This window comes from Aeromonas media (genome assembly GCF_020423125.1).
Taxonomy (GTDB): domain Bacteria; phylum Pseudomonadota; class Gammaproteobacteria; order Enterobacterales; family Aeromonadaceae; genus Aeromonas; species Aeromonas media.
Genome location: NZ_CP075564.1, coordinates 3,214,572 through 3,235,699, shown reverse-complemented (window position 1 = coordinate 3,235,699; position 21,128 = coordinate 3,214,572). Strand labels below are relative to the sequence as shown.

General features: G+C 62.3%; 16 protein-coding genes. 7 read left to right on the top strand and 9 right to left on the bottom strand.

Features of this window, described 5'->3' with window-relative positions; translation table 11 throughout:
• Positions 1-51: 51 nt before the first annotated feature.
• Positions 52-1,449, bottom strand: coding sequence for a nucleobase:cation symporter-2 family protein (locus KI797_RS14845; protein WP_226169886.1), 1,398 nt, complete (start codon positions 1,447-1,449; stop codon positions 52-54).
• Positions 1,450-1,693: 244 nt separating this feature from the next.
• Here KI797_RS14845 and KI797_RS14840 point away from each other — a divergent pair, with 244 nt between their 5' ends.
• The gene (locus tag KI797_RS14840) at positions 1,694-2,827 is read left to right on the top strand and encodes a GGDEF domain-containing protein (protein ID WP_226169885.1); all 1,134 of its coding nucleotides are present in this window, start codon (positions 1,694-1,696) and stop codon (positions 2,825-2,827) included.
• 30 nt (positions 2,828-2,857) lie between these two features.
• On the opposite strand, the gene KI797_RS14835 is transcribed toward KI797_RS14840, so the two are convergent.
• Positions 2,858-3,106, bottom strand: a complete 249-nt coding sequence (locus KI797_RS14835) for a DUF2498 family protein (RefSeq protein ID WP_043131128.1) — start codon at positions 3,104-3,106, stop codon at positions 2,858-2,860.
• A gap of 128 nt (positions 3,107-3,234) precedes the next feature.
• A complete protein-coding gene (locus KI797_RS14830) occupies positions 3,235-4,614 on the bottom strand; it encodes an MATE family efflux transporter (protein ID WP_041206216.1) in 1,380 nt (459 codons plus the stop codon).
• Positions 4,615-4,734: 120 nt separating this feature from the next.
• On the opposite strand from KI797_RS14830, the gene KI797_RS14825 reads away from it, so the two are divergent.
• Both KI797_RS14825 and KI797_RS14820 read left to right on the top strand, forming a co-directional pair.
• Positions 4,735-5,592: a helix-turn-helix transcriptional regulator gene (locus tag KI797_RS14825; RefSeq protein WP_042648638.1), complete on the top strand. Its 858-nt coding sequence runs from the start codon at positions 4,735-4,737 to the stop codon at positions 5,590-5,592.
• Positions 5,593-5,647: 55 nt separating this feature from the next.
• Complete coding sequence (locus KI797_RS14820; protein ID WP_226169884.1) at positions 5,648-7,342, top strand: NAD-dependent malic enzyme; 1,695 nt, start codon at positions 5,648-5,650, stop codon at positions 7,340-7,342.
• 73 nt (positions 7,343-7,415) lie between these two features.
• Here the strand turns inward: KI797_RS14820 and KI797_RS14815 are convergent, their stop codons facing one another.
• From KI797_RS14815 to KI797_RS14800, 4 genes are all read right to left on the bottom strand, one after another.
• Entirely contained in the window at positions 7,416-8,504 is a 1,089-nt protein-coding gene (locus KI797_RS14815; RefSeq protein ID WP_226169883.1) for an OmpA family protein, read from the bottom strand.
• A gap of 229 nt (positions 8,505-8,733) precedes the next feature.
• Positions 8,734-9,735: a porin OmpA gene (gene ompA / locus KI797_RS14810; protein WP_042648641.1), complete on the bottom strand. Its 1,002-nt coding sequence runs from the start codon at positions 9,733-9,735 to the stop codon at positions 8,734-8,736.
• Between the two features lie 417 nt (positions 9,736-10,152).
• Positions 10,153-11,172 (bottom strand): porin OmpA, encoded by a 1,020-nt coding sequence (ompA, locus tag KI797_RS14805; protein WP_041206213.1) that lies wholly within the window; start codon positions 11,170-11,172, stop codon positions 10,153-10,155.
• 308 nt (positions 11,173-11,480) lie between these two features.
• The gene (locus KI797_RS14800; RefSeq protein WP_043131152.1) at positions 11,481-12,074 is read right to left on the bottom strand and encodes a hypothetical protein; all 594 of its coding nucleotides are present in this window, start codon (positions 12,072-12,074) and stop codon (positions 11,481-11,483) included.
• A gap of 258 nt (positions 12,075-12,332) precedes the next feature.
• On the opposite strand from KI797_RS14800, the gene KI797_RS14795 reads away from it, so the two are divergent.
• Both KI797_RS14795 and KI797_RS14790 read left to right on the top strand, forming a co-directional pair.
• Positions 12,333-12,599 carry a helix-turn-helix domain-containing protein gene (locus KI797_RS14795; RefSeq protein ID WP_005298604.1) on the top strand — a complete coding sequence of 89 codons (267 nt, stop codon included), beginning with the start codon at positions 12,333-12,335 and terminating at the stop codon, positions 12,597-12,599.
• 195 nt (positions 12,600-12,794) lie between these two features.
• Positions 12,795-14,156, top strand: a complete 1,362-nt coding sequence (locus tag KI797_RS14790; protein WP_042648643.1) for a sodium-dependent transporter — start codon at positions 12,795-12,797, stop codon at positions 14,154-14,156.
• A gap of 69 nt (positions 14,157-14,225) precedes the next feature.
• On the opposite strand, the gene KI797_RS14785 is transcribed toward KI797_RS14790, so the two are convergent.
• Both KI797_RS14785 and KI797_RS14780 read right to left on the bottom strand, forming a co-directional pair.
• Positions 14,226-15,089: a patatin-like phospholipase family protein gene (locus KI797_RS14785; RefSeq protein WP_005333067.1), complete on the bottom strand. Its 864-nt coding sequence runs from the start codon at positions 15,087-15,089 to the stop codon at positions 14,226-14,228.
• A gap of 33 nt (positions 15,090-15,122) precedes the next feature.
• On the bottom strand, positions 15,123-16,679 hold the full coding sequence (locus KI797_RS14780; RefSeq protein WP_226169882.1) for a sensor domain-containing diguanylate cyclase: 1,557 nt from the start codon (positions 16,677-16,679) through the stop codon (positions 15,123-15,125).
• 210 nt (positions 16,680-16,889) lie between these two features.
• Between KI797_RS14780 and KI797_RS14775 the strand changes: the two genes are divergently transcribed.
• Positions 16,890-17,942 carry an efflux RND transporter periplasmic adaptor subunit gene (locus KI797_RS14775; protein WP_226169881.1) on the top strand — a complete coding sequence of 351 codons (1,053 nt, stop codon included), beginning with the start codon at positions 16,890-16,892 and terminating at the stop codon, positions 17,940-17,942.
• Positions 17,942-21,088: an efflux RND transporter permease subunit gene (locus KI797_RS14770; RefSeq protein WP_226169880.1), complete on the top strand. Its 3,147-nt coding sequence runs from the start codon at positions 17,942-17,944 to the stop codon at positions 21,086-21,088. The genes KI797_RS14775 and KI797_RS14770 overlap by 1 nt, the downstream gene beginning before the upstream one ends.
• Positions 21,089-21,128 lie beyond the last annotated feature (40 nt).

The window sequence follows — 21,128 nt, the reverse complement described above, 5'->3', positions numbered from 1 at the left end:
AGGAGGTAAAGCCCCGCACGGCGGGGCTTTACCTGTTCGCTCTGGAGAGCGTCAGGCCTGTGCGGCGCGGCGCTTGGGCAGCAGCAGGTTCATCAGGATAGCGGTGAGGCCGCCGGTGGCGACGCCGTAGGAGAGCACGCTCCTGGCCAGCTCCGGCAGGTGTTGCAGCACTTCAGGCACCTGAGCCACCCCGAGGCCCATGGCCAGCGACACCGCCAGTATCATCAGGGCGCGGCGGTCGAGCTCCTCGCGGGAGATGATGCGCACCCCGGCGGCGGCGATAGTGCCGAACATCACGATAGTGGCGCCACCCAGCACGGGTTCGGGGATCTGCTGCACCAGGCTGGCCACCGCCGGGAACAGGCCGAGCAGGGCCAGCATGGCGGCGATGAAGAGGCCGACATGGCGGCTGGCGACGCCGGTCAGCTGGATGACGCCGTTGTTCTGGGCGAAGGTGGACATGGGGAAGGTGGAGAAGACCGCCGCCAGCATGGAGTTGGCGCCATCGGCCAGCACGCCCCCCTTGATCCGCGCCATGTAGACGGGCCCGTCCAGCGGCTCGCCGGAGATGTCCGAGGTGGCCGTCATGTCGCCTATGGCTTCCAGCGCCGTCACCACGAAGATGATGGCCAGCGGCACGAACAGCTGCCAGTCAAAGCCGATGCCGTAGTGGAGCGGGAGTGGCACCATGATCAGGGGACCCTCGAAGGTAGGGGGGCTGAACTTGCCCAGCAGCAGGGCGACGGCGTAGCCCGCCAGCATGGCGATCATGATGGCGGAGAGGCGCAGCCAGGGATTGCGGCTGCGTTGCAGCAACACGATGAGGCCGAGTACCAGCAGGGAGAGAAAGAGGTTGGTGTGGCTGGCGAAGCTGCCATCCGAGAGCGCGGCGTAGCCGCCCCCCATGCTGATGAGGCCCACCTTGATCAGGGTCAGGCCGATGAGCAGCACCACTATGCCGGTCACCAGGGGGGTGATGATGCGCTTGACCAGGTGCAGGAAGCGGCTCATCACGACGATGGTGAGGGCGGCCACCAGCATGGTGCCGAACAGGGTGCCCAGCAGATCGTCGGTGGGTATGGCGGCCTGCTTGAGAGCGAGGCCGGAGGCGATGATGGGGCCGAGGAAGTTGAAGCTGGTGCCCTGCACCGAGAGCAGACCCGAGCCGAGGGGACCGAAGCGGCGGGTCTGGATGAAGGAGGCGGTGCCGGACATCACCAGGGACATGGAGACGATGTAGCGGGTGTCGGCGGCCGGGAGGCCGAGGGCATTGGCGATGATGAGGGGCGGGGTAATGATGGCGACAAACATGGCGAGCATGTGCTGTAGGGCGGCGAACAGGGTCTGGGGCAGGGGCGGAACCTCGTCGATGCCGTAGATCAGTTCACTGTGGGCTCGCCTGGGGGGATGGGTCTCGGGAGTCGCGCGCACGGCGGCAGCCTGTTCCATAAATACCTCGAAGTGTGTGGGGAGGGGGAGAAAATTGGGCGCTATTTTAGTGGTTGAACGGGGGCTGACCAGCGCTAATTGGAGTGATAAAGGTTTATTTTTTGATGGGTTGAAACGTTTGCGTGCGGCGATTATGATCCGCCGGTTTGTGTGAGGCAGTTCTCGTTATAAATAGGGGGCAGGCTGATGCATACCGGCAGGGTCGGTGTAGAATGAGCCCTCAGTTGTAAAATGGAGGCTCTGGATGCTGAAGCTGTCGGAGTTCTGGAGTGCCCGTGCCCACTCCGAAGATTTCACCCTGACCCGCATGGGCTTTATGACGGTGCGTCTTCGGCTGCTCACCTGTCTGCTGATGGTGGGATTGCCCGCCTGGGCGCTGGTGGACTGGCTGACCCTGCCCGCCACTCAGTTTGACGAGCTGTTTCAGGTTCGGATCTTCTGCCTGCTGGCCCTCTCTCCCCTGATCCCCCTCTCCTATCTCATCCACTTCAAGCGCGAGCGCATGAAGCTGGCGCTGGGCTATCTGATGGCGGTGATGATGCTCTTCTCCCTCATCTGTCTGCACAGTTTCGGGACGGATCAGGAGTTGCAGGCGGGTTACATGGCGTTCCCCTATCTGCTCATCAGCCTGTTTGCCATCTTCCCCATCCCGCTCTCTCTCAGTCTGCAACTGGCAGGCGGCATCCTGATCACCATGCTGGCCGGCAACTGGCTGCTGGTGGGTCAGTCGCTCCTGAGCGTGCAGACCCTCAATCAGGTCTGGCTGCTGGGGCTGTTCACCGTGGCGAGTGCCTGGGTGCAGTGCGGCCAGCTCAACATGCTGTTGCAACTCTACCGGGAGTCCACCACGGACGAACTGACCGGCATGATGAACCGTCGCCTGCTGATGAAGCAGCTCGAGAAGGCCAGGGTCAGCATGATCCGCAAGCAGGCTCCCTTTGCCGTGCTGCTGCTGGACCTGGACAGATTCAAGCGCATCAATGACAGCTTCGGCCATCTGGCGGGGGACGCCGTGCTGAAAGAGGTGGCGGCGACCCTGGCGGAACAGCTGGAACCCGGTATGGTGCTCGGTCGCTACGGTGGGGAGGAGTTTGCCATCCTGCTGCCCAACTGCGCCGAGCTGGCCCAAGCGAAGCGGGTCGCCGAGCGACTGCGGGTGGCGGTGGAGGCGCGGCTGGTGAAGAGCCCGACCTCGGATGAACTGCTGGAGGTGACGGTGAGCATAGGTTTGACCCTGGCTCTGCGCGGGGAGGGGGTCGAGGAGCTGCTCAACCGGGCGGACGAGTGCCTCTATATGGCCAAGATGGCGGGTCGCAACTGCGTGGTGGGCGAACTGGCGAAGACGCCGGGCAAGCCCACCAAGACGGATGCCGCCTGAAGGCGGCATCTTGTCGGAGGGATTGCGATCTCAGCTCAGTCGGTACTTGCCTGACAACTGCTGGGCCAGCAGTTTGAACATGTTGAACACCGCCATGGTCTTGCCGGTCGGGGTGCCGTCCTCGGCCAGGAAGAATTCCCCTTTGAACACCAGGATCTCCCCCTTCTGCTCCACCGAGTCGGCACGCATGCCGTGGATGAAGTCTTCGTGTTCCTTGATGATCTTGTTGGCCATCTCCAGCAGGGCAGTCTCGGTGATCAGCTCTTTTTCTGGTTGCATGTGCGTCTCCTTAAACGACTACTGGCAGGGCGTGGTGTACCCGCCGCTGATTGAAGAGGCGGCCAGCATACTGCAAACCGGGATTTTCTGTCATTGATATGACCCCGCTTTTTGCCCTGCCAGCAACGTCACCCCATCACCAGATTCTTGAGCCAGTGACGCTGGCGGATCCTGCGTTGCACCAGCAGTACCTTGGAGAGCTCCTCCAGCAGTACCACGGCCACGACCCAGGAGAGGGGCCAGCCGAGCAGGCTGACCGCCGCCCAGGCGAGCGGCAGGCCGATGCACCACATGCCGACGATGTCGATGAAGATGCTGTAGTTCACATCCCCGCCCGAGCGCAGCACCCCGACGATGCCCACCATGTTGAACACCTTGAGCAACATGCCGAGGCACATGATGGCAAGCACCTGACCCGCTTCCCCCATCAGCTCGCCCGGCAGGTTGCCGACCCACTGCAGCAGGTTGCTCTGCAGCAGCCAGACGGCTATCCCCACCAGCAGGGCGCCAATGGGGGCGAGTAGCAGGAACAGCTGGGAGTGTTGCCAGGCCTCCTCATACTCCTCAGCCCCGAGCCGATGTCCGAGCAGGGTGGAGCAGGCCACCGCCAGCCCGAAGAAGAGGGAGATAAGGATGCTCTCGAGCGTCCCCAGCGTGGTCATGATGGCCAGGGAATCTGTGCCGAGGTGAGCGTAGAGGAAGCCGTAGAGCAGCATCCCGAAAGCCCAGAGTCCGTCGTGCAGCAGCAGCGGCAGGGCGATCAGGGTAAAGCGCACCACCTCCTTGCGCCGAAAGGCGTCCCACCAGTCCTGTTTGCGTGGCACCAGGCGGGGCTCCTGGCGCCACACATAGATCAGCAGCAGCGTGGTCTGCAGCAAGCGTGAGAGAGTGGTGCCCCAGGCCGAACCGGCTACGCCCATCGCCTCGAAGCCGAAGTGACCGAAGATGAGGGCGTAGTTGAGGATGACGTTGGCGATGATGGCGATGATGCCGATCCGGGTGGGAGCGGCGGCATTACCGACCGAGCGCAGCGCCGCCTCCAGTGGCACGACGATGGCGGTGCAGAGGATAGTAGCGCCGGTGATCATCAAAAACTCGTCTGCGAGGGCGCGTAGCGCGGGATCCTGGCTGGCAAAGCCGAGCACGCTGCCCGGCGAGAGCACATAGACCAGGGCAAACGGCAGGCTCACCAGTAGGGCGCCCACCAGCGCCAGCGCCAGGGATCGGCGTACCCCGGCCAGCTCGCCGCGACCGTAATACTGTGCTGCCAACACCGAGACCCCGCCCGAGAGCCCCGCTATCACCAGCAGGTTGAAGAAGAAGACCCGGTTACCCAAGCCGACCGCCGCCACCGCCGTGGTGCCAAGCTGGCTCACCATCATGATGTCGATGAGACCGAGCAGGGAGAACATCATGGACTGCAGCGACACCGGCAGGGCCAGTCGCCACAGTCGGGTCATGAACTCACGGTCGGTGGTTTGTTTTAAAATCGCTTGCCAATAACTCATTTATGTTGACCGGGTATGTGAAAATCAAGGTTTGTCATGGGTATGATAGGGTCTGGCGCGGGTGACTTCACTGTGAGTACCTCTCCGCTTTCTTGTTCAAAACTATCCTGTTGAGGTGTTATGGCATTTGTCAGCGAGTGTCTTGAGATAGCCCCCGGCTGCGAGGAGCGGATGCTGGGGCGCGAAGGCTTGCCGCTGTTGGGGGAGGCGGGCATCTTCCTGACCGGCCTCTCCCGCTTGCGGGATCACTACCTCATTCGCCGCAATCGGCCCGAGTTCCACATCCTGATGGTGAGCCACGACGAGGGAGGGGCCCTGCTGACGGATCAGGGGGAGCAGCCCATCCCCGCGGGCTCGCTCATCTTCCTGCCGGCGGCTGTGCCCGGTGGCTTGCGGCTCACCGGCGAGCACTGGCAGATCAGCTGGATTTTGCTGGACGACGTACCGCGTTGGCAGCACCTGCACCGGCTTGGCCATCGCATCTGGCAGGGGGAGGAGGGGGATCAGCTCTATCATCTGCTCAGCCTGATGCAGGGGGAGGGGGTGAGATCCCCGCTGCAGCCGCAGTTGCTGAGCCTGCTGCTGGCCTTGCTGGACAGGACCCTGCAAGGGGAGGTGCGCGGCACTCCGGAGCTGCGCTTGCAGGCGCTGTTTCGCCGGGTGGAGGCGCGCCTCGATGAGCCCTGGAGCGTGGTCCTGCTCGCCAGCCAGATGGCCTGCTCTGTGCCCCATCTGCATCGACTCTGTCAGCAGCTGTTTGGCATGGGACCCATGGCGAAGGTGACCGAGCTCAGAATGAACAAGGCGCGTCAGTTGCTGCTCTATACCAATTGGCCCCTCGGTGAGCTGGCCAGCCGGGTCGGTTACAGCGACGGCGCGAACTTTGCGAACCGCTTTCGCCGCCTCACTGGTCAGACCCCCGGCGCCTTTCGTCGCCTGGGTCGCAAACCTGTTGCCACGGATGTGCAAACCCTTTGAAATTGTTGGTCCAAGCTCATAGGATCGACGGGCCACACAGTCAAGGTACAGATCCATGTTTGAAGATAATAATCAGAAACGCCCCCTCTATATTCCCTACGCCGGTCCGGCCCTGCTGGAGACCCCGCTGCTCAACAAGGGCAGCGCCTTCACCAGCAAGGAGCGCAGCAGCTTCAATCTGGAAGGCCTGCTGCCCCAGAACATCGAGACCATTGAAGAGCAGGCCGAACGCGCCTATCGCCAGTTCATGGCGTTTGGTAACGACATGGACAAGCACATCTATCTGCGCAACATCCAGGACACCAACGAGACCCTGTTCTATCGCCTGCTGACCAACCATCTGACCGAGATGCTGCCGGTCATCTACACCCCGACCGTGGGCAAGGCGTGCGAGGAGTTCTCCAACATCTACCGCCGTGCCCGCGGCCTCTTCATCTCCTATCCGGACAAGGACAGGATCGATGACATGCTGCAAAACGCCACCAAGCAGAACGTCAAGGTGATCGTGGTCACCGACGGCGAGCGGATCCTGGGCCTCGGTGACCAGGGCATCGGCGGCATGGGCATCCCCATCGGCAAGCTGTCGCTCTACACCGCCTGCGGCGGCATCTCCCCCGCTTACTGCCTGCCGGTGGTGCTGGACGTGGGCACCAACAACCAGCAACTGCTCAATGACCCCTTCTATATGGGCTGGCGTCATCCGCGCATCTCCGGGGAGGAGTACGACGAGTTCGTCGATGCCTTCATTCAGGCGGTCAAGCGCCGCTGGCCCGAGATCCTGCTGCAGTTCGAAGACTTCGCCCAGGGCAATGCCACCCCGCTGCTCAACCGCTACAAGGACGAGCTGTGCTGCTTCAACGACGACATCCAGGGCACGGCCGCCGTGACGCTCGGCAGCCTGATCGCCGCCTGCAAGGCCTCGGGGGCCAAGCTCTCCGAGAAACGGGTCGCCTTCCTCGGCGCGGGCAGCGCCGGCTGCGGCATCGCCGAGCAGATAGTGGCGCAGATGAAGGCCGAAGGGCTGAATGATGCGGAGGCCCGTGGCCGGGTGTTCATGGTGGACCGTTTCGGCCTCATCACCGACAAGATCCCCAACCAGCTCGACTTCCAGCGCAAGCTGTCCCAGCCGCTCGAGCGGATCAAGGAGTGGCCGGTGGGGGACAACATCTCTCTGCTGGAGGTGATGGAGCACGGTCGTCCTGACATCCTGATCGGGGTCTCCGGCCAGCCGGGCCTGTTCACCGAAGAGGTGGTCAAGACCATGCACAAGCACTGTGCTCGTCCCATCATCTTCCCGCTCTCCAATCCCACCTCCCGGGTGGAGGCCACGCCGGCCGACCTCATTCGCTGGACCGACGGCCAGGTGCTGGTGGCCACCGGCAGCCCGTTCGCGCCGGTGGAGTACAAGGGCAAGCGCTACGTCATCGCCCAGTGCAACAACTCCTTCATCTTCCCGGGGATAGGCCTTGGCGTCATCGCCTCCGGCGCCACCCGGGTGACCGATGCCATGCTGATGTCCGCCAGCCGGGCGCTGGCGGAGTGCTCGCCGCTGGTGAAGGGAGAGGAGGGCTCCTTGTTGCCGGATCTGGCGGATATCCATCGGGTGTCCCGCTACATTGCCAAGATGGTGGCCAAGACCGCCATGCTGCAGGGCAAGGCGGTGCAGACCCCGGATGATGTGATAGACCAGGCCATCGAAGCGAACTTCTGGCGCCCGGAATACCGCCGTTATCGTCGCACTTCGTTCTGATCGAAGGTGCTGCAAAAAGCAGAAGGGATGCGCAAGCATCCCTTTTTTGTGCACGGCAGAGACGGATGGGGAATTATTGTGCCGGTTGTTCGGCAGCGGGTTCGGCAGCGGGTTCGGCAGTGGGCTCGGTGGCCGCTGGTGCGGCTTCCTGCACGCCGGTCACCCGGATCTCGACCCGGCGATCCGGGGCCAGGCAGTCGATGAGGGCAGCCCGGGCCTTGACGGCATCACACTGGGTGCCGGTCACCGGGTTGCTCTCGCCATTGCCCTGGATGCTCACCTTGTCGGCGGGCAGCCCCTTGCCGATGAGGAAGTCGGCCACGGTGCGTGCACGGGCTTCGGACAGCGCCTGGTTGTTGGCGTCCGAGCCGATGCGGTCGGTATAGCCCATCACCATGGCGTTGCCGTCCTTGGGCTTGACGTCGACGATCTGCTGGTAGAGGTCGTCCAGCGCGGCCATGCCTTCCGGCTTGAGCTCGGCTTTGCCAAAGGCAAACAGCACGTCCGAGCTCAGGTTGAAGGTCTGATCCACCGGCTCGGGGGCCGGCGGCGGGGCCACCACCATGGGGGCCGCCACCGGCAAGGCGGCTACGGTGCGGTTGGGGTGCAGTACCAGCTCTATGGTGGCGGTGCTGATGTCGCTGACCCAACGTTGGGTGCCGCTGCCCACCTTGTCGTTGTCCGAGTCATCCCCCACCCGCACCATGTAGCGATAACGGGCCTGGATGTCGATCCAGTCGTGCAACCTGGCGGTCATGCCTAGCCCGGCCAGTGGCGCCAGGTTGTCCTCGCTGCCGTTGATGGACTTGACGCTGTAGAGGTAACCGCCCCCCTCGGCAAACACCGAGAAGATGTCGTTCAATGGCAGGCGACCCAGGATCGACAGGGTTGCCCCCTGATTGCTGAACTCGTGACCATTGACGTCCCAGTCACCGCCCGACAGATAGCCCAGTTCTGCCCCCAGGTTTTCGGTGAAGTTGTAGCCGGCGAAGGCGTTGTACGCGGTGTCGTCGTTGCTGGCATCCTTGCTGAAGTCATCGAGATCATGGGCCCATGCCCAGCCCGCCCCCGCCCCTATATACCAGTCATGGACAGGTGCCGCCTGTGCCGCTCCCGTCGCCAATGCCAATGCAATCCATACCGGTTTCAGTCTTATGTTCATCGCGTTTCCTCGTCGATGTTGGGTGTTATAGGGCTCCCAGCCCTTTGTTATGTATAACCAACATTATGTATAGGCCATATGAGACGTTTAACCACTTAAGTGGCGACCCTGTATGGAAAATCTGTGAGGAGGATGACAACTATTTGGTCCCCGTGAGAGGGTGTGGAGGGTGGTGCAACGAATAAAAAAAGGGGCCGACTGGCCCCTTGTTTGGCTGCGGGTTGACCGCTTACTGTTGCACTTCCTGTACGCCGGTGACGCGCACTTCGACGCGGCGATCCGGTGCCAGGCAGGCGATCAGCTGGTTCTTGCCCTTGACGCCGTCACACTGGGTGCCGGTGACCGGATTGGCTTCACCACGGCCCTCGATGGCGACCTTGCCTGCCGGCAGACCCTTGCCAACCAGGAAGTCGGCCACGGTGCGAGCACGAGCTTCGGACAGCTTCTGGTTGTAGGCGTCAGAACCGATACGGTCGGTGTAACCCACCACCACGGCGCTGCCATCTTTTGGCTGGACGTCGACGATCTGCTGATACAGGGTGTTGAGGGCGGCAGTGCCTTCCGGCTTCAGGGTGGACTTGCCGAAGGCAAACAACACGTCAGAGCTCAGGGAGAAGCTCTTGTCGACCATGACGGGCTCGGGGGCCGGCTCGGGAGCCGGTGCGGCTACAGGTGCCACATAGGCTTTGCGGTTCGGGTGCATCACCAGTTCCAGGGTGGTGACGCTCATGTCGGTCTTCCAGGTCTTCTGATCGTCACCCAGATCCCAGATGTAGCGATAGCGAGCCTGCAGGTCGAGCAGATCGGTGAGCTTGGCGCTCAGGCCCAGACCGGCCAGCGGCGAGGTGCCGTTGTCGCTGTCACCGTTGCCGTTGACGTGGTTGAAGTAGGCACCGCCTTCTGCGAACACGGAGAAGATGTCGTTCATGGGCAGGCGGGCGATACCGGACAGGGTCCCCCCTTGGGTCTTGAAGTCGACGCCGTCGACGCCACCCTTGCCGGCATAGAGATAGCCCAGCTCGGCGGCAAAGTTTTCGGTGAAGTTGTAGCCGCCGAACAGGGAGATCGCGGTGGCGTCCTTGTCGGCATCCAGACCGAAGGAGTCCAGGTCATGGCCATAAGCCCAACCTGCACCCATACCTGTGTACCAATCATCGGCCGCCTGGGCGGTGGACGTTCCCATGGCTGCAATAGCCAGAGCAATCAGGGTTGGAGCCATTTTCATTTTCATCATTTTATCCTCGTTGAGTTGCCGTGCTACGGGCGTACTGCGCACTCTTTGTTATACCAATCGCAGATGACATTTCATGATGCGATTCCGTGACCTGGTCACGGACGGCTTGAATAAAAAATGGATGGTAACCTGGATTCTCATGAAGCTGTTTCTCCATGGACAACTAACCGGGCAATAAGCACTTTTAATAGTTCATCCAATGTCTTACAAGCGTTGCTACTGTATTCTTTTGAACCAGCTTGATCAAGTTTCTGCACAGATATGCAGCGATGGGGTTGGTGCGACGAGGATGCGGACTGGCCAGAGAGGGAGGGGGAGACAAGGTGGTGAGACAGGAGGTGACGTTTGCGGTGACAGACATGCAAAAGGGGATGCCGTGGCATCCCCTTTTCGCGTTATCTGAACGGAGTCAGATTACTGCTGAACTTCCTGTACGCCGGATACGCGTACTTCTACGCGACGATCCGGGGCCAGGCAGGAGATCAGCTGAGCCTTGGCGGTTACGCCGTTGCACTTGGTGCCGGTAACCGGGTTGGCTTCGCCACGACCTTCGATGGCAACCTTGCTGGCAGCCATACCCTTGCTGACCAGGAAGTTGGCAACGGTGCGGGCACGGGCTTCGGACAGCTTCTGGTTGTAAGCGTCGGAACCGATGCGGTCGGTGTAACCAACGACAACGGCGTTACCGTCTTTCGGCTGGAACTCGACGATCTGCTGGTACAGAGCGTTCAGGGCTTCCACGCCTTCGGCCTTCAGGCTGTCTTTGCCAAAGGCAAACAGCACGTCGGAGTTCAGGGCGAAGTTCTTCTCAACGATCTGCGGAGCAGGAGCCGGAGCTTCTTCAACAACAGGAGCCGGAGCCGGTGCTACGTAGGAAGTACGGAACGGGTGGTAAACGGCTTCCAGGGTCGCAACGCTCTGGTTGGACTTGTAGCGTACGTTGTCGGCGTGCAGGTCAGCCACGTCCCACATGTAGCGGTAACGAGCTTGCAGATCCAGCGCGTCGTTCACCTTGTAGGTCACACCGGCACCGGCCAGCGGGGATACCTTGGTATCGCTGGTGCCCATACCATCGGTGTGGCCCCAGTAGGCGCCAGCTTCACCGAACAGGGAGAAATCGTTGCCCAGCGGCAGACGAGCGATACCGGACAGGGTGGCACCCTGGCTCTCGTAACGGTTGCCATCGGTGTTGCCACGGCCGGTGTACTGGTAGCCCAGCTCGGAACCGAAGTATTCGTTGAAGTTGTAACCGACGAAGGCATTGGCAGCAGCCGCGTCTTCTTCACCAGTGTTCACGCCTTCGATCTTGTTCAGACCGTTGAAGTGAGTCGCACCGACACCGGCACCGAAGTAGATATCATCAGCGGCGTGTGCAGCAGTTGCACCCATGGCAGCCATGGCGATGGCGATCAGGGAAGGAGCCATTTTCATCATAAAATTAATCCTCGTTGAGATGGCACGTTGTTCACGTGCTTCGCACTTTGTAATTTATGTAAGCTGCTGGCTCTGCCGGGCAACAAGGGTTGCGCCGAGCAGGGATCCTAGATCCATCCAGGAGGCACGTTATCTGGGTGCACAAGTGTGCGAGTTGCGCTATCGAGAGCGCATACTTCGCCACGAACAGCCGATGTCATTCCGATGACGTGGCGCACTTTATGCTCATTTCAAAACATGATCAAGCTCACAGATAATCTGTGGGGCAGATTGTGTCGTATGGATAACTGGCTGTTTATCTGGATTTATTAGTGATCCAAGTAGGCGCGATGCAGCTTTCTCTCAAGCTTCATATAGGCCTCAGCCCAAGCGTGCTGCGGGGTGGCGATGGCGGCCCTGGTCGCGAAAACCGCGAGATAGTCGGCCTCAGTTGCTTCGCACAGCAAGGGTGTGAAGCTGAGTAAATAATGGCGGGCGAGATAGGGATCCAGGGGCCAGATATTGAGGATGGCCCTGGCGACCGGCTGAATCGCGGCTGAACAGATGAAATGTTGATGACCGGCGTCCAGCCACTGGGCCATCTCGCGCAGGCCCTGTTCGGGCACTAGTCCACCATCCCCCTTCTCCGTCGACAGTGTCATGCGGTTACCATTGCCAAGCAGCAGGGAGCCATCTTCCAGAAAGACCCCATCGTGGCTGCGCAGGGACAGCGTGGTGGGGTGCTCGAGATAGAGGCTGCACTTGTCCGAGAGGGAAGCCAGCACGGGAGCGGCCTCGCTCTGCATGACGGCGGGTAGCAAGAATGCCTCGGCCCGGGTTTGCTGACCTTGATGGAGCTGGCGGGGGAGGGAATCCGGGTCTGAATCCGGGTGAAGACGCGAGATGATGCCGGGGAATGCCATGCTGAATACTCTTTAAGGGATAACTGGCGAATTATACGAGTTATGGCCGTGGCAACAATAAAGGTTTCTCTTCGAGACTGTTTACCTGAGGCGACTCTGCGATTACCATCCCCGAGGTTTGTTAGGGTTGTCGTCGAAAGACGCTGATTAAAGATAGAGGCTCGACCATAACGAGTCCGTTCAAAACTGATACACTTGACTACGAGTCGTCGCGAAAAATAAAGGTGGAGTGAATCCGCCGAACGGAGTATGGAACACATGAATTCAAATATCGTAACTGTTGGCAAGAAGATCCGTCAGATCCGCGAAGCGGTTGGCCTGAGCCGTCCCAAGTTTGCCGATCTGCTAGGCGTCCCCCCGACTACCCTGAAGAACTATGAACTGGGTTACCGTGAAGTTGGGGGCGCCTTCCTGGTCGCCCTGGCTCATCACCCGGAACTGCACAAGTTCACCCTCTGGCTGCTGGCCGACAAGAAAGTCGCCGAAATCGGCCAGATCGGTCCGGACGATATTGCCAAGGCTTGATTGCCTGAGCCTTGATAAAAATGCCGCCCGCGAGGCGGCATTTTTTATTTGTCAAAACAGACAGTTATTTAAATAAGTAATGCGTTGTGTGCTTCATGTGGCGATTTCAACCAAATCATCTTGGCAAGCTGGATTAATCCCCGGAAAATTCCGACCCTTTAAATTCAGGTCCCTGATCCACAGAGCGAGACAAGCATGAGCAATACCCTTCCCAAAGCCAGAGATGGCTTTACCAGCACCTTCGGCGTGCTTGCCGCGACCCTGGGCTCGGCGGTCGGCCTTGGCAACATCTGGAAGTTTCCCTATCTGACCGGGGAGAATGGCGGCGCCGGCTTTCTGCTGGTCTATGTCATCGCCACCCTGCTGGTGGGACTGCCGGTGATGATCTCGGAGATCATGCTGGGGCGTCAGGCGAAATCCGATGCGGTGAGCGGGCTCATCAAGCTGGCACCCAAGGGGCAGCCCTGGTGGCTGATCGCGGCCATGGGGGTGACGGCGGCCTTCCTCATCATGTCGTTTTACTCCGAAGTGGCGGCCTGGGTATTCGCCTACATCTTCAAGGCGGCCAGCGGCGAGATCCTCTCGACCGATCCCGCCGTCACCGGCGCGGCCTTCAATTCGCTCATCACGGATCCCTTGCAGAGTCTGCTCTGGCAGTGGCTGGTGCTGGCGCTGATGGGGGGCATATTGCTGATGGGGGTGTCGAAGGGGATAGAGGCCGTCACCAAGCGGCTGATGCCGGTGCTGTTCATCCTGCTGCTGGTGATTGGCATTCGCAGTCTGACCCTGCCCGGGGCGAGCGAGGGGCTGCATTTCCTGTTCTCCCCTGATTTTTCCAAGGTCACCGCCGGCGTGGTGCTGACCGCCATGGGGCTGGCCTTCTTCAAGCTCTCCATCGGCATGGGCTGCATGATGACCTATGGCAGCTACTTTCGGGACGATCAGCACATTCCGCTCACCACGGTCAGGGTGATGTGCGCCGATCTGTTCGTCTCCATGCTGGCGGGGATCGCCATCTTCCCGGCGGTGTTTGCCTTCGGTTTCGAGCCGACCGCCGGTCCCTCCCTGCTGTTCATCACCATTCCGGCAGTGTTTGCCAGCATCCCGTTCGGTCATCTGTTCATGGTGCTGTTCTTCGTGCTCTCCGCCATCGCGGCAACGGGGGCCATGCTCTCCATTCTGGAGGTGCCGGTCTCCGTGCTCTCCGAGCGTTTTCACATGAGCCGAAGGAGGGCGACGCTGATCAACCTGCTGGTGCTGGGGGCGGTCGGGTCGACCTGTGCGCTCTCCAACAGCACACTGGCGGACGTGCAGATAGCTGGCAAGACCTTCTTCGATCTGTTCGACTTCGTCTCCTCCAACGTGCTGATGCCCCTGGGCGGTATCTTCCTCTGTCTGTTCGTGGGCTGGGTCTGGGGCTTTGAGCGGATGAAGACGGCGCTGACCAATGGGGGCGAGCTGGAGCTGCCCATCCTCAAGCCGCTGTTCTTCATCATCCGTTACGTGTCGCCGCCGCTCATCCTGATCGTGATGCTCAAGGGGCTGGGGCTGTTCTGAGCCTGCGGTCCGGACAGCAAAAGAGCGCCTGATGGCGCTCTTTTTCATTGGCGTGTCCCGGTGGCGCCCTCATATCAGACCGAGTCGGGAGAGTTCCTCCTTGAGCTGGTCCAGGTTGCGCTCGACGCAAGCCTCCCCCTCGTTGATGGCGTCGCTCGCGCGGTGGAAGTCCATGATGGAGAGGCTGCCAAGGCGAGGACAGAGCTGGATCTCGGGGGGATCCCCGGCCATGCGGGCGCGGGTGATCCGCTCCTGCATGATGTTGATGGAGCCGGTCATCACCCCCCACATGCCGGGCGTGCTGGGTTCTCCCCGGCCCAGCCACTGACTGAAGAGGCCTCCCGGTGCGGGCGCGTCCGGCTCGTCGGTCCAAGGCTGATGCAGGTCGGTGTTGAGGTTGACGGCGATCACCACCTCGGCCCCCATGGCGCGGGCCAGGGAGATGGGGACCGGGTTGACCACGGCGCCATCCACCAGCCAGCGATCGTCGATCCGGGTCGGGGTCAGAATGCCGGGCATGCCGCAGGAGGCGCGCACACACTGTCGCAGCGGCCCCTCTTGCAGCCAGATTTCGCGGCCGGTATCGAGTTCGGTGGCGACGCAGGCAAAGGGCAGCGGCAGGCTCTCTATGGCGGGATCTCCAAGATGGTTGGCGGCGATGCCAAACACCTTGTCGCCGCGGAACAGACCGCCGGAGAGGGCGGGATCGAGCAGCCCCATCACCTGCAGGCGGCTGAAACCGCGTACCCAGGACTCCAGTTTGTCCAGCTCGCCGGCGGCATAGGCGGCACCGACGAAACTGCCGATGGAGCAACCGGCCACCAGATCCGGTTTGACACCGAGGCGCTCCAGCGCCCGTATGATGCCGATGTGCGCCCATCCTCGGGCGGCGCCGCTGCCAAGGGCCAGGCCCAGGCGGGGTTTTCGTGCCACAGTGCGTCTCCTGCTGTGAGTTGGGGGTTCAGCTTACTCCTGCTTCCCCCGTGCGTCATCCTGCCAGCCTTCACTGCGATTGCGACCATTGGCCTTGGCCTGATAGAGGGCGAGATCGGCACGGCGAATAGCCTCGTGCAGCTTGATCTCCGGGCGTTGACGGCAATGGCCGAGACTGATGGTCACCCTCAGCTCGGGGGCTATCTCGGTCCAGTCGTGTTCCGCAATACGCAGCCGCAGCTGTTCGGCCAGCGGGGCCAGGGACAGATTCTTGTCTGCGACCAGCAGCAGAAACTCCTCGCCACCCCAGCGGATCAGGGTGCACTCCCGGGTCAGCAGGGGCTGGCAGAGCTGAACCAGCCGGATCAGCACCTGATCGCCGATCCCGTGCCCGAAACGATCGTTGACCTGCTTGAAGTGATCGCAATCGAACATGATGGCCCCGATGTGATGGCTGCCAGCCTGGGCGTAGCGGCGTTCGACGGCGTCGAAGTGGTGGCGGTTGAAGGCGCCGGTCAGTGCATCGTGGCTGGACAGGTAATTCAACCGGCGGTTGAGGCGGCGGGATCGCAGGCTCGAGAGCGTTGCCACCACCAGGCAGAGCAGAGTGAGGAGCGCCGTTGCCGATTGCCACAGCAGCATCTGCAGCAGGGGCAGCAGCGAGATGCGGTGGATCAGGGTGAGCGGCGTAGCGGGAATGGGGTAGACCAGCTGCAACGCACTCTGCTGCCAGTGATACCCTTCCCGCGAGGCTTCCCTGGCCAGAGGTGGTGCCGTGCCGGACTGACTGCTGGCCAGGATCTGCCGGTGCTGATTGACCAGAAACAGGGTGCCAATCTGGGGGGCGAGACGGCGCAGGGTCTGCTCCAGGGTACGGGTCTGAATGTCGATGCTGAGCAGGCCGATGATCTGGTCACTCTGGGTGATGGGCTGGGACAGGGTGATCATCTGTCCCCGGCCGGCAAAATCCTGATATGGGCGTGACAACGTGGCGTGCTCGGAGGGCGGATGCCGGCCCAGCACCTCCTGCCAGTAAGACTTGTGGTAGATGGCGGGGTCAAAACGGAACTGGCTGGAGGGCACCCAGGGGTAGAGATAGATGAAGTCGTCCGTGCCGGTGAAGTAGATCCAGGCCACGTCCTTGTCCAGCAGCTTGCTCGCGGTGGCGAGCAGGGGGGAGAGGCTGAGGGCGAGATGCATTCTCGCCTCCCGCTGGCTGCCGCCATGGGGCAGCGGGTTTAGCCCGGTCAGGTTGCCGATGAGGGCGGGCGGCAGATCGACGGGGATGCGATCCAGGTTGATGCCGTGTTCCCCATCGACTTGAAGCGCCTGATAGAGCTGGCGCGAGAGCACTGACTGGGGGTTGCTGCGCAGACGTTCCTCGGCCTGGCCGCGCATGGCCTCGAGGAAGGCCTCCATCCGCTGATGCTGGTTGCTCAGCTGGGCCGCAGTGTTGATGACGTCGCGCCGGTTCAGCTCGGTGATCTGGCGAAAGGCGTGTTGCAGGGCGAGCAGCAGCAACAGCAGGCTGAAACCCAGCAGCAGCCACTGCAAGCGATATTTGGCAAAGGCAGGGGGCAGTGTGGGCATGGGCGTACCGGGAAATGACGGGATCGGCACATCAGTGTAAGGCAGAAAATATCCACAGTCTCAGCTGGATGTGATTTTGATGATCTTCCCGCCGGGCTGTTACGTTTTGTCACATTTATACATAGTCACGGCATAGTCAGGGGGTAACATGGTGCCATCATTGATGAAGTTTCCTCTTCTCCTTCTCTCTTACCTTGCATGGATTGTCTGATGAAAATGCGCATATGGCTGTGGCTTGTCCCCCTTCTCCTGCTGCTGGGGGCCGGCGCCTGGACGCTTCGGCCGGCCGAACCGGCCAGCAAACCTGCACCAAGGCAGGTCAACATCCGGGCGGAAACGGTCAGGCAGAGCCTGGCAGAGCCCTCCATCAAGCTGGTCAGCAAGCTGGCGGCCAATCGCTCCGTGGTGGTCAGTCCCGAGGTGACCGGCCGCATCGTCAGGATTGCGGTGCGCTCCGGTCAGCAGGTCAAGCAGGGACAGACCCTGATCGCCCTGGATGCGGGCAAGCAGCAGGCCGAACTCGCCGAGCAGAGCGCCAGCGTGCGCGACGAGAGCCGCAAGCTGCGGGACATGCGCCGGCTGGTGGCGCGCGGTGCCATCACCACCTCCGAGCTGGAAGGGCAGGAGGCGACCGTGGCCCAGGCCCAGGCCCGGGTCGATGCGGCGCGCTATGAGCTGTCGCTGCGCACCCTGGCGGCCCCTTTCGACGGTACCGTCAGCCTGATCGATCTCAGCGAAGGGGCCCTGGTCAACAGCGGCGACGTACTGCTTCATCTGGACGAACTGGCCAGATTGCGGCTCGATCTGGCGGTACCCGAGCGCTACCTCTCCCTCCTCAAACCCGGCATGACGGTGACGGCCACCAGCTCGGCCTGGCCGGATCAAGCCTTCTCTGGCGTGCTGGAGACACTCGACAGTCGCATCTCCAACGAAACCCAGAACATCAAGGCGCGGGTCATCATCCCCAATCCCAGCGGTCAGCTGCGGCCCGGCATGCTGATGAACGTGGATCTTTCCCTACCTGCCCAGAAGATGACCCTGATCCCCGCCCAGTCGGTGGAGTATGCGGGGGAGCTTCGCTTCGTCTACCGCCTGGAAGCGGATGGCCGGGTGAAGCGCATCCCGGTGGAACTAGGCGATACCCACGGCGAGGCCGTCTGGGTCATCAAGGGGCTGAACGTCGGCGATCGCATCGCGGTGGAGGGGCTGGTCAACCTGCGTGACGGCGCCCTGGTTCGTGATCTGACCGAGGTGAAAGACTGATGTGGCTCTCCGATATGTCAGTGCGCCGCCCCCTGGTGGCGGTCGTCATCAGTGCCCTGCTCACCGTGTTCGGCCTGGTGGCCTTCGCCAAGCTGACGGTGCGGGAGATGCCGGACGTGCAGACGCCGTCTGTCTCCATCACCACCACTTATGAGGGGGCCGCCCCCGAGGTGATGGAGAGCCAGGTCACCAAGCCCATCGAGGATCAGCTCTCCGGCATCAGCGGCATCAAGAACATCAACTCGGTGACCCGCAAGGGGCGCTCCTCCATCACGGTGGAGTTCAAGCTCGGCTGGAACATGCTGGAGGGCACCTCGGATGTGCGCGACGCCATCTCCCGCGCCCGGCCGAGGCTCCCGGACGAGGCGGACGAGCCCATGGTCACCAAGGACAACGGCAACGGCGACGTGGCGATCTGGCTCAACTTCAGCAGCACCCAGATGGACCGCACCGCCATGACCGACTATGCCAACCGCATGCTGGTCGACTCCTTAAGCCTGGTGGACGGGGTGAGCGAGGTGTCCCTCTCCGGCGATCTGACCCAGGTGATGTATGTCAGGCTGCGCCCCGCCGACATGGCGGCCCGCGCCATCACGGTCGCCGACGTGCAGGATGCCCTCGAGCGGGAGAACATCGAGCTGCCCGGGGGGGAGATCCGCAACAACAGTATGACCATGGCGGTGCAGATCGCCCGCCTCTACCACAGTGCCGAGGATTTTCGTGCCCTGCCGGTGAAGACCGCCACCAATGGCCAGAGCATCTATCTGGCGGACATCGCCGACGTGGAGGTGGGGGCCAAGAACGAAGACAGCGCCTATCAGCGCAACGGCCGCGAGAGCCTGGGGATAGGCATAGTCGCGCAATCCACCGCCAACCCGCTGGCGGTGGCCCAGGGCATAGAGCGCAAGATGACCGAGATGCAGCGCTTCCTGCCGGAAGGGGCCCAGCTCGAGGTGGACTACGACTCCACCGTCTTCATCAAGCAGGCCATCGACGAGGTGTACGAGACGCTCGCCATCTGCGCCGTGCTGGTGGTGGCCGTGCTCTACCTCTTCCTCGGCCAGGGGCGCACCACGCTGATCCCGGCCATCACGGTACCGGTGTCGCTTATCTCCGCCTTCATCGGCGCCTGGTATCTGGGGTTCTCCATCAACCTCATCACCCTGCTGGCGCTCATCCTCGCCATCGGTCTGGTGGTGGACGACGCCATCGTGGTGGTGGAAAACATCCACCACCACCTGCAACGGGGCGAATCCCCCCTGATGGCGGCCTGGCACGGTACCCGTGAGGTGGGCTTTGCCGTGGTGGCCACTACGGCGGTGCTGGTGATGGTGTTCGTGCCCATCGCCTTCATGGATGGCATGGTCGGACGGCTCTTTACCGAATTTGCCATTTTGCTATCGCTCGCGGTGCTCTTCTCCTCCCTGGTGGCGCTCACCCTGACCCCGGCCATGGGCTCCTGGCTGATGCGCGCCGTCGACAAGCCCAATGCCCTGACCGCGCTACTGGATCGGGGCCTTGGCCGGGTGGAGGCACAGTACCGCCGCCTGCTGGGCGGCGTGCTGCGCCGCTCCGTCTGGATGCCGCTGGTGCTGCTGCTCTGCCTCGGCGGCATCGGCGCCCTGTTTGGCAAGCTGCCCGCGAGTCTGACCCCGACCGAAGACCGCGGTGTCATCTATGTGTTCGTGAAAGGGGCCGAGGGCACCAGTATCGAGCGGATGAAGCGCAACATGCAGCAGGTGGAGGCCGCCATCATGCCGCTGCTCGGCAAGGGGGTGGTGCAGGCCATGAGTTTCAGCACCCCGGCCTTCGGGCGTGGCGGCGATCAGACCGGGATGGTCATCATCCAGCTCACCGACTGGGCGGTGCGGGACGAGACCGCCACCGACTTTGGCCGCAGCTTGAGCGGGCGGCTGGCCGGCATTCCAGACGTGATGATCCGCACCTTCCAGCCCGGATTCAGGGGGGGCTCCACCGCCGCCGTGCAGTTCGTGCTGCAGGGCTCCGACTATGGGGAGCTCTATCAGCAGGGGCTGGCACTGCAACAGGCCGCCGGCCAGAGCGGGCTGATGCTGACCCCGGATCTCGACTACGCCGAGAAGACCCCGGAGCTGCAGGTGACCATAGAGCGGGAGCGGGCCAGCCAGCTCGGCATTCCGGTCTCCACCGTGGCGAGCTCCCTGCAGGCCCTGCTCGGCGGCGTCAGCCAGACCACCTATGTGGACAGGGGCGAGGAGTATGACGTCTACCTGAGAGCCAACCAGGCCCAGTTCAATGGCATCTCGGATGTGAGCCGCATCTATCTCAGGGCCGCCAGCGGCGAGATGGTGAGCCTATCCACCCTGGCGACCGTCACCCAGGTAGCGAGCCCACAGCGGCTCAACCACTACCAGCGTCAGAAGGCCATTGCCCTGACCGCGGACGTGGCCCCCGGCCACACCCTGGGGGAGGCGCTCGACTTCCTCGATGGCTGGGCCGCAGATCACCTGCCCACCGGCATGACGGTGGATTACGCCGGTGAGTCCAAGGATTATCGCGACAACCAGGGGGAGATGGTGATGGTGTTCGGCCTCGCCCTGCTGGTGGTCTATCTGGTGCTGGTGGCCCAGTTCGAGAGCCTGCTGACCCCGGCCGTGGTGATGGTGACGGTGCCGCTCGGCATCTTCGGCGGCCTGCTTGGCCTCTGGCTGACGGGACAGGAGCTCAGCATCTACAGCCAGATAGGGATGATCATGCTGATCGGCATGGTGACCAAGAACGGCATCCTCATCGTGGAGTTCATCAACCAGCTGCGCCAGCGGGGGGAATCCTTCGAGGAGGCCATCATCGCAGGCTCGGTGCGTCGGCTGCGGCCCATCCTGATGACCTCGCTGACCGCCATCATAGGCGCGGTGCCGCTGATGGTCTCCATGGGGGCGGGGTATGAGAGCCGGATGGCCGTGGGCACAGTGGTCTTCTTCGGGTTGTCGCTCGCGACCCTGGTCACCCTGCTGATCGTGCCCGCCATCTATCACCTGCTGGCCAGACGGGCGGGGATGACGGGGGCGCGGGATCTGCTGGTGGACGAGGCGCTGGCGGTTGATGTCGACAGCGCCCCCCCGGCGCCGGAGGCCGCGTCTAATACGAGGGACAAACCGGCCGCCTGATCCTTCCCCCGTAAAGGCGAGCCACCTACGCAGGCTGGCT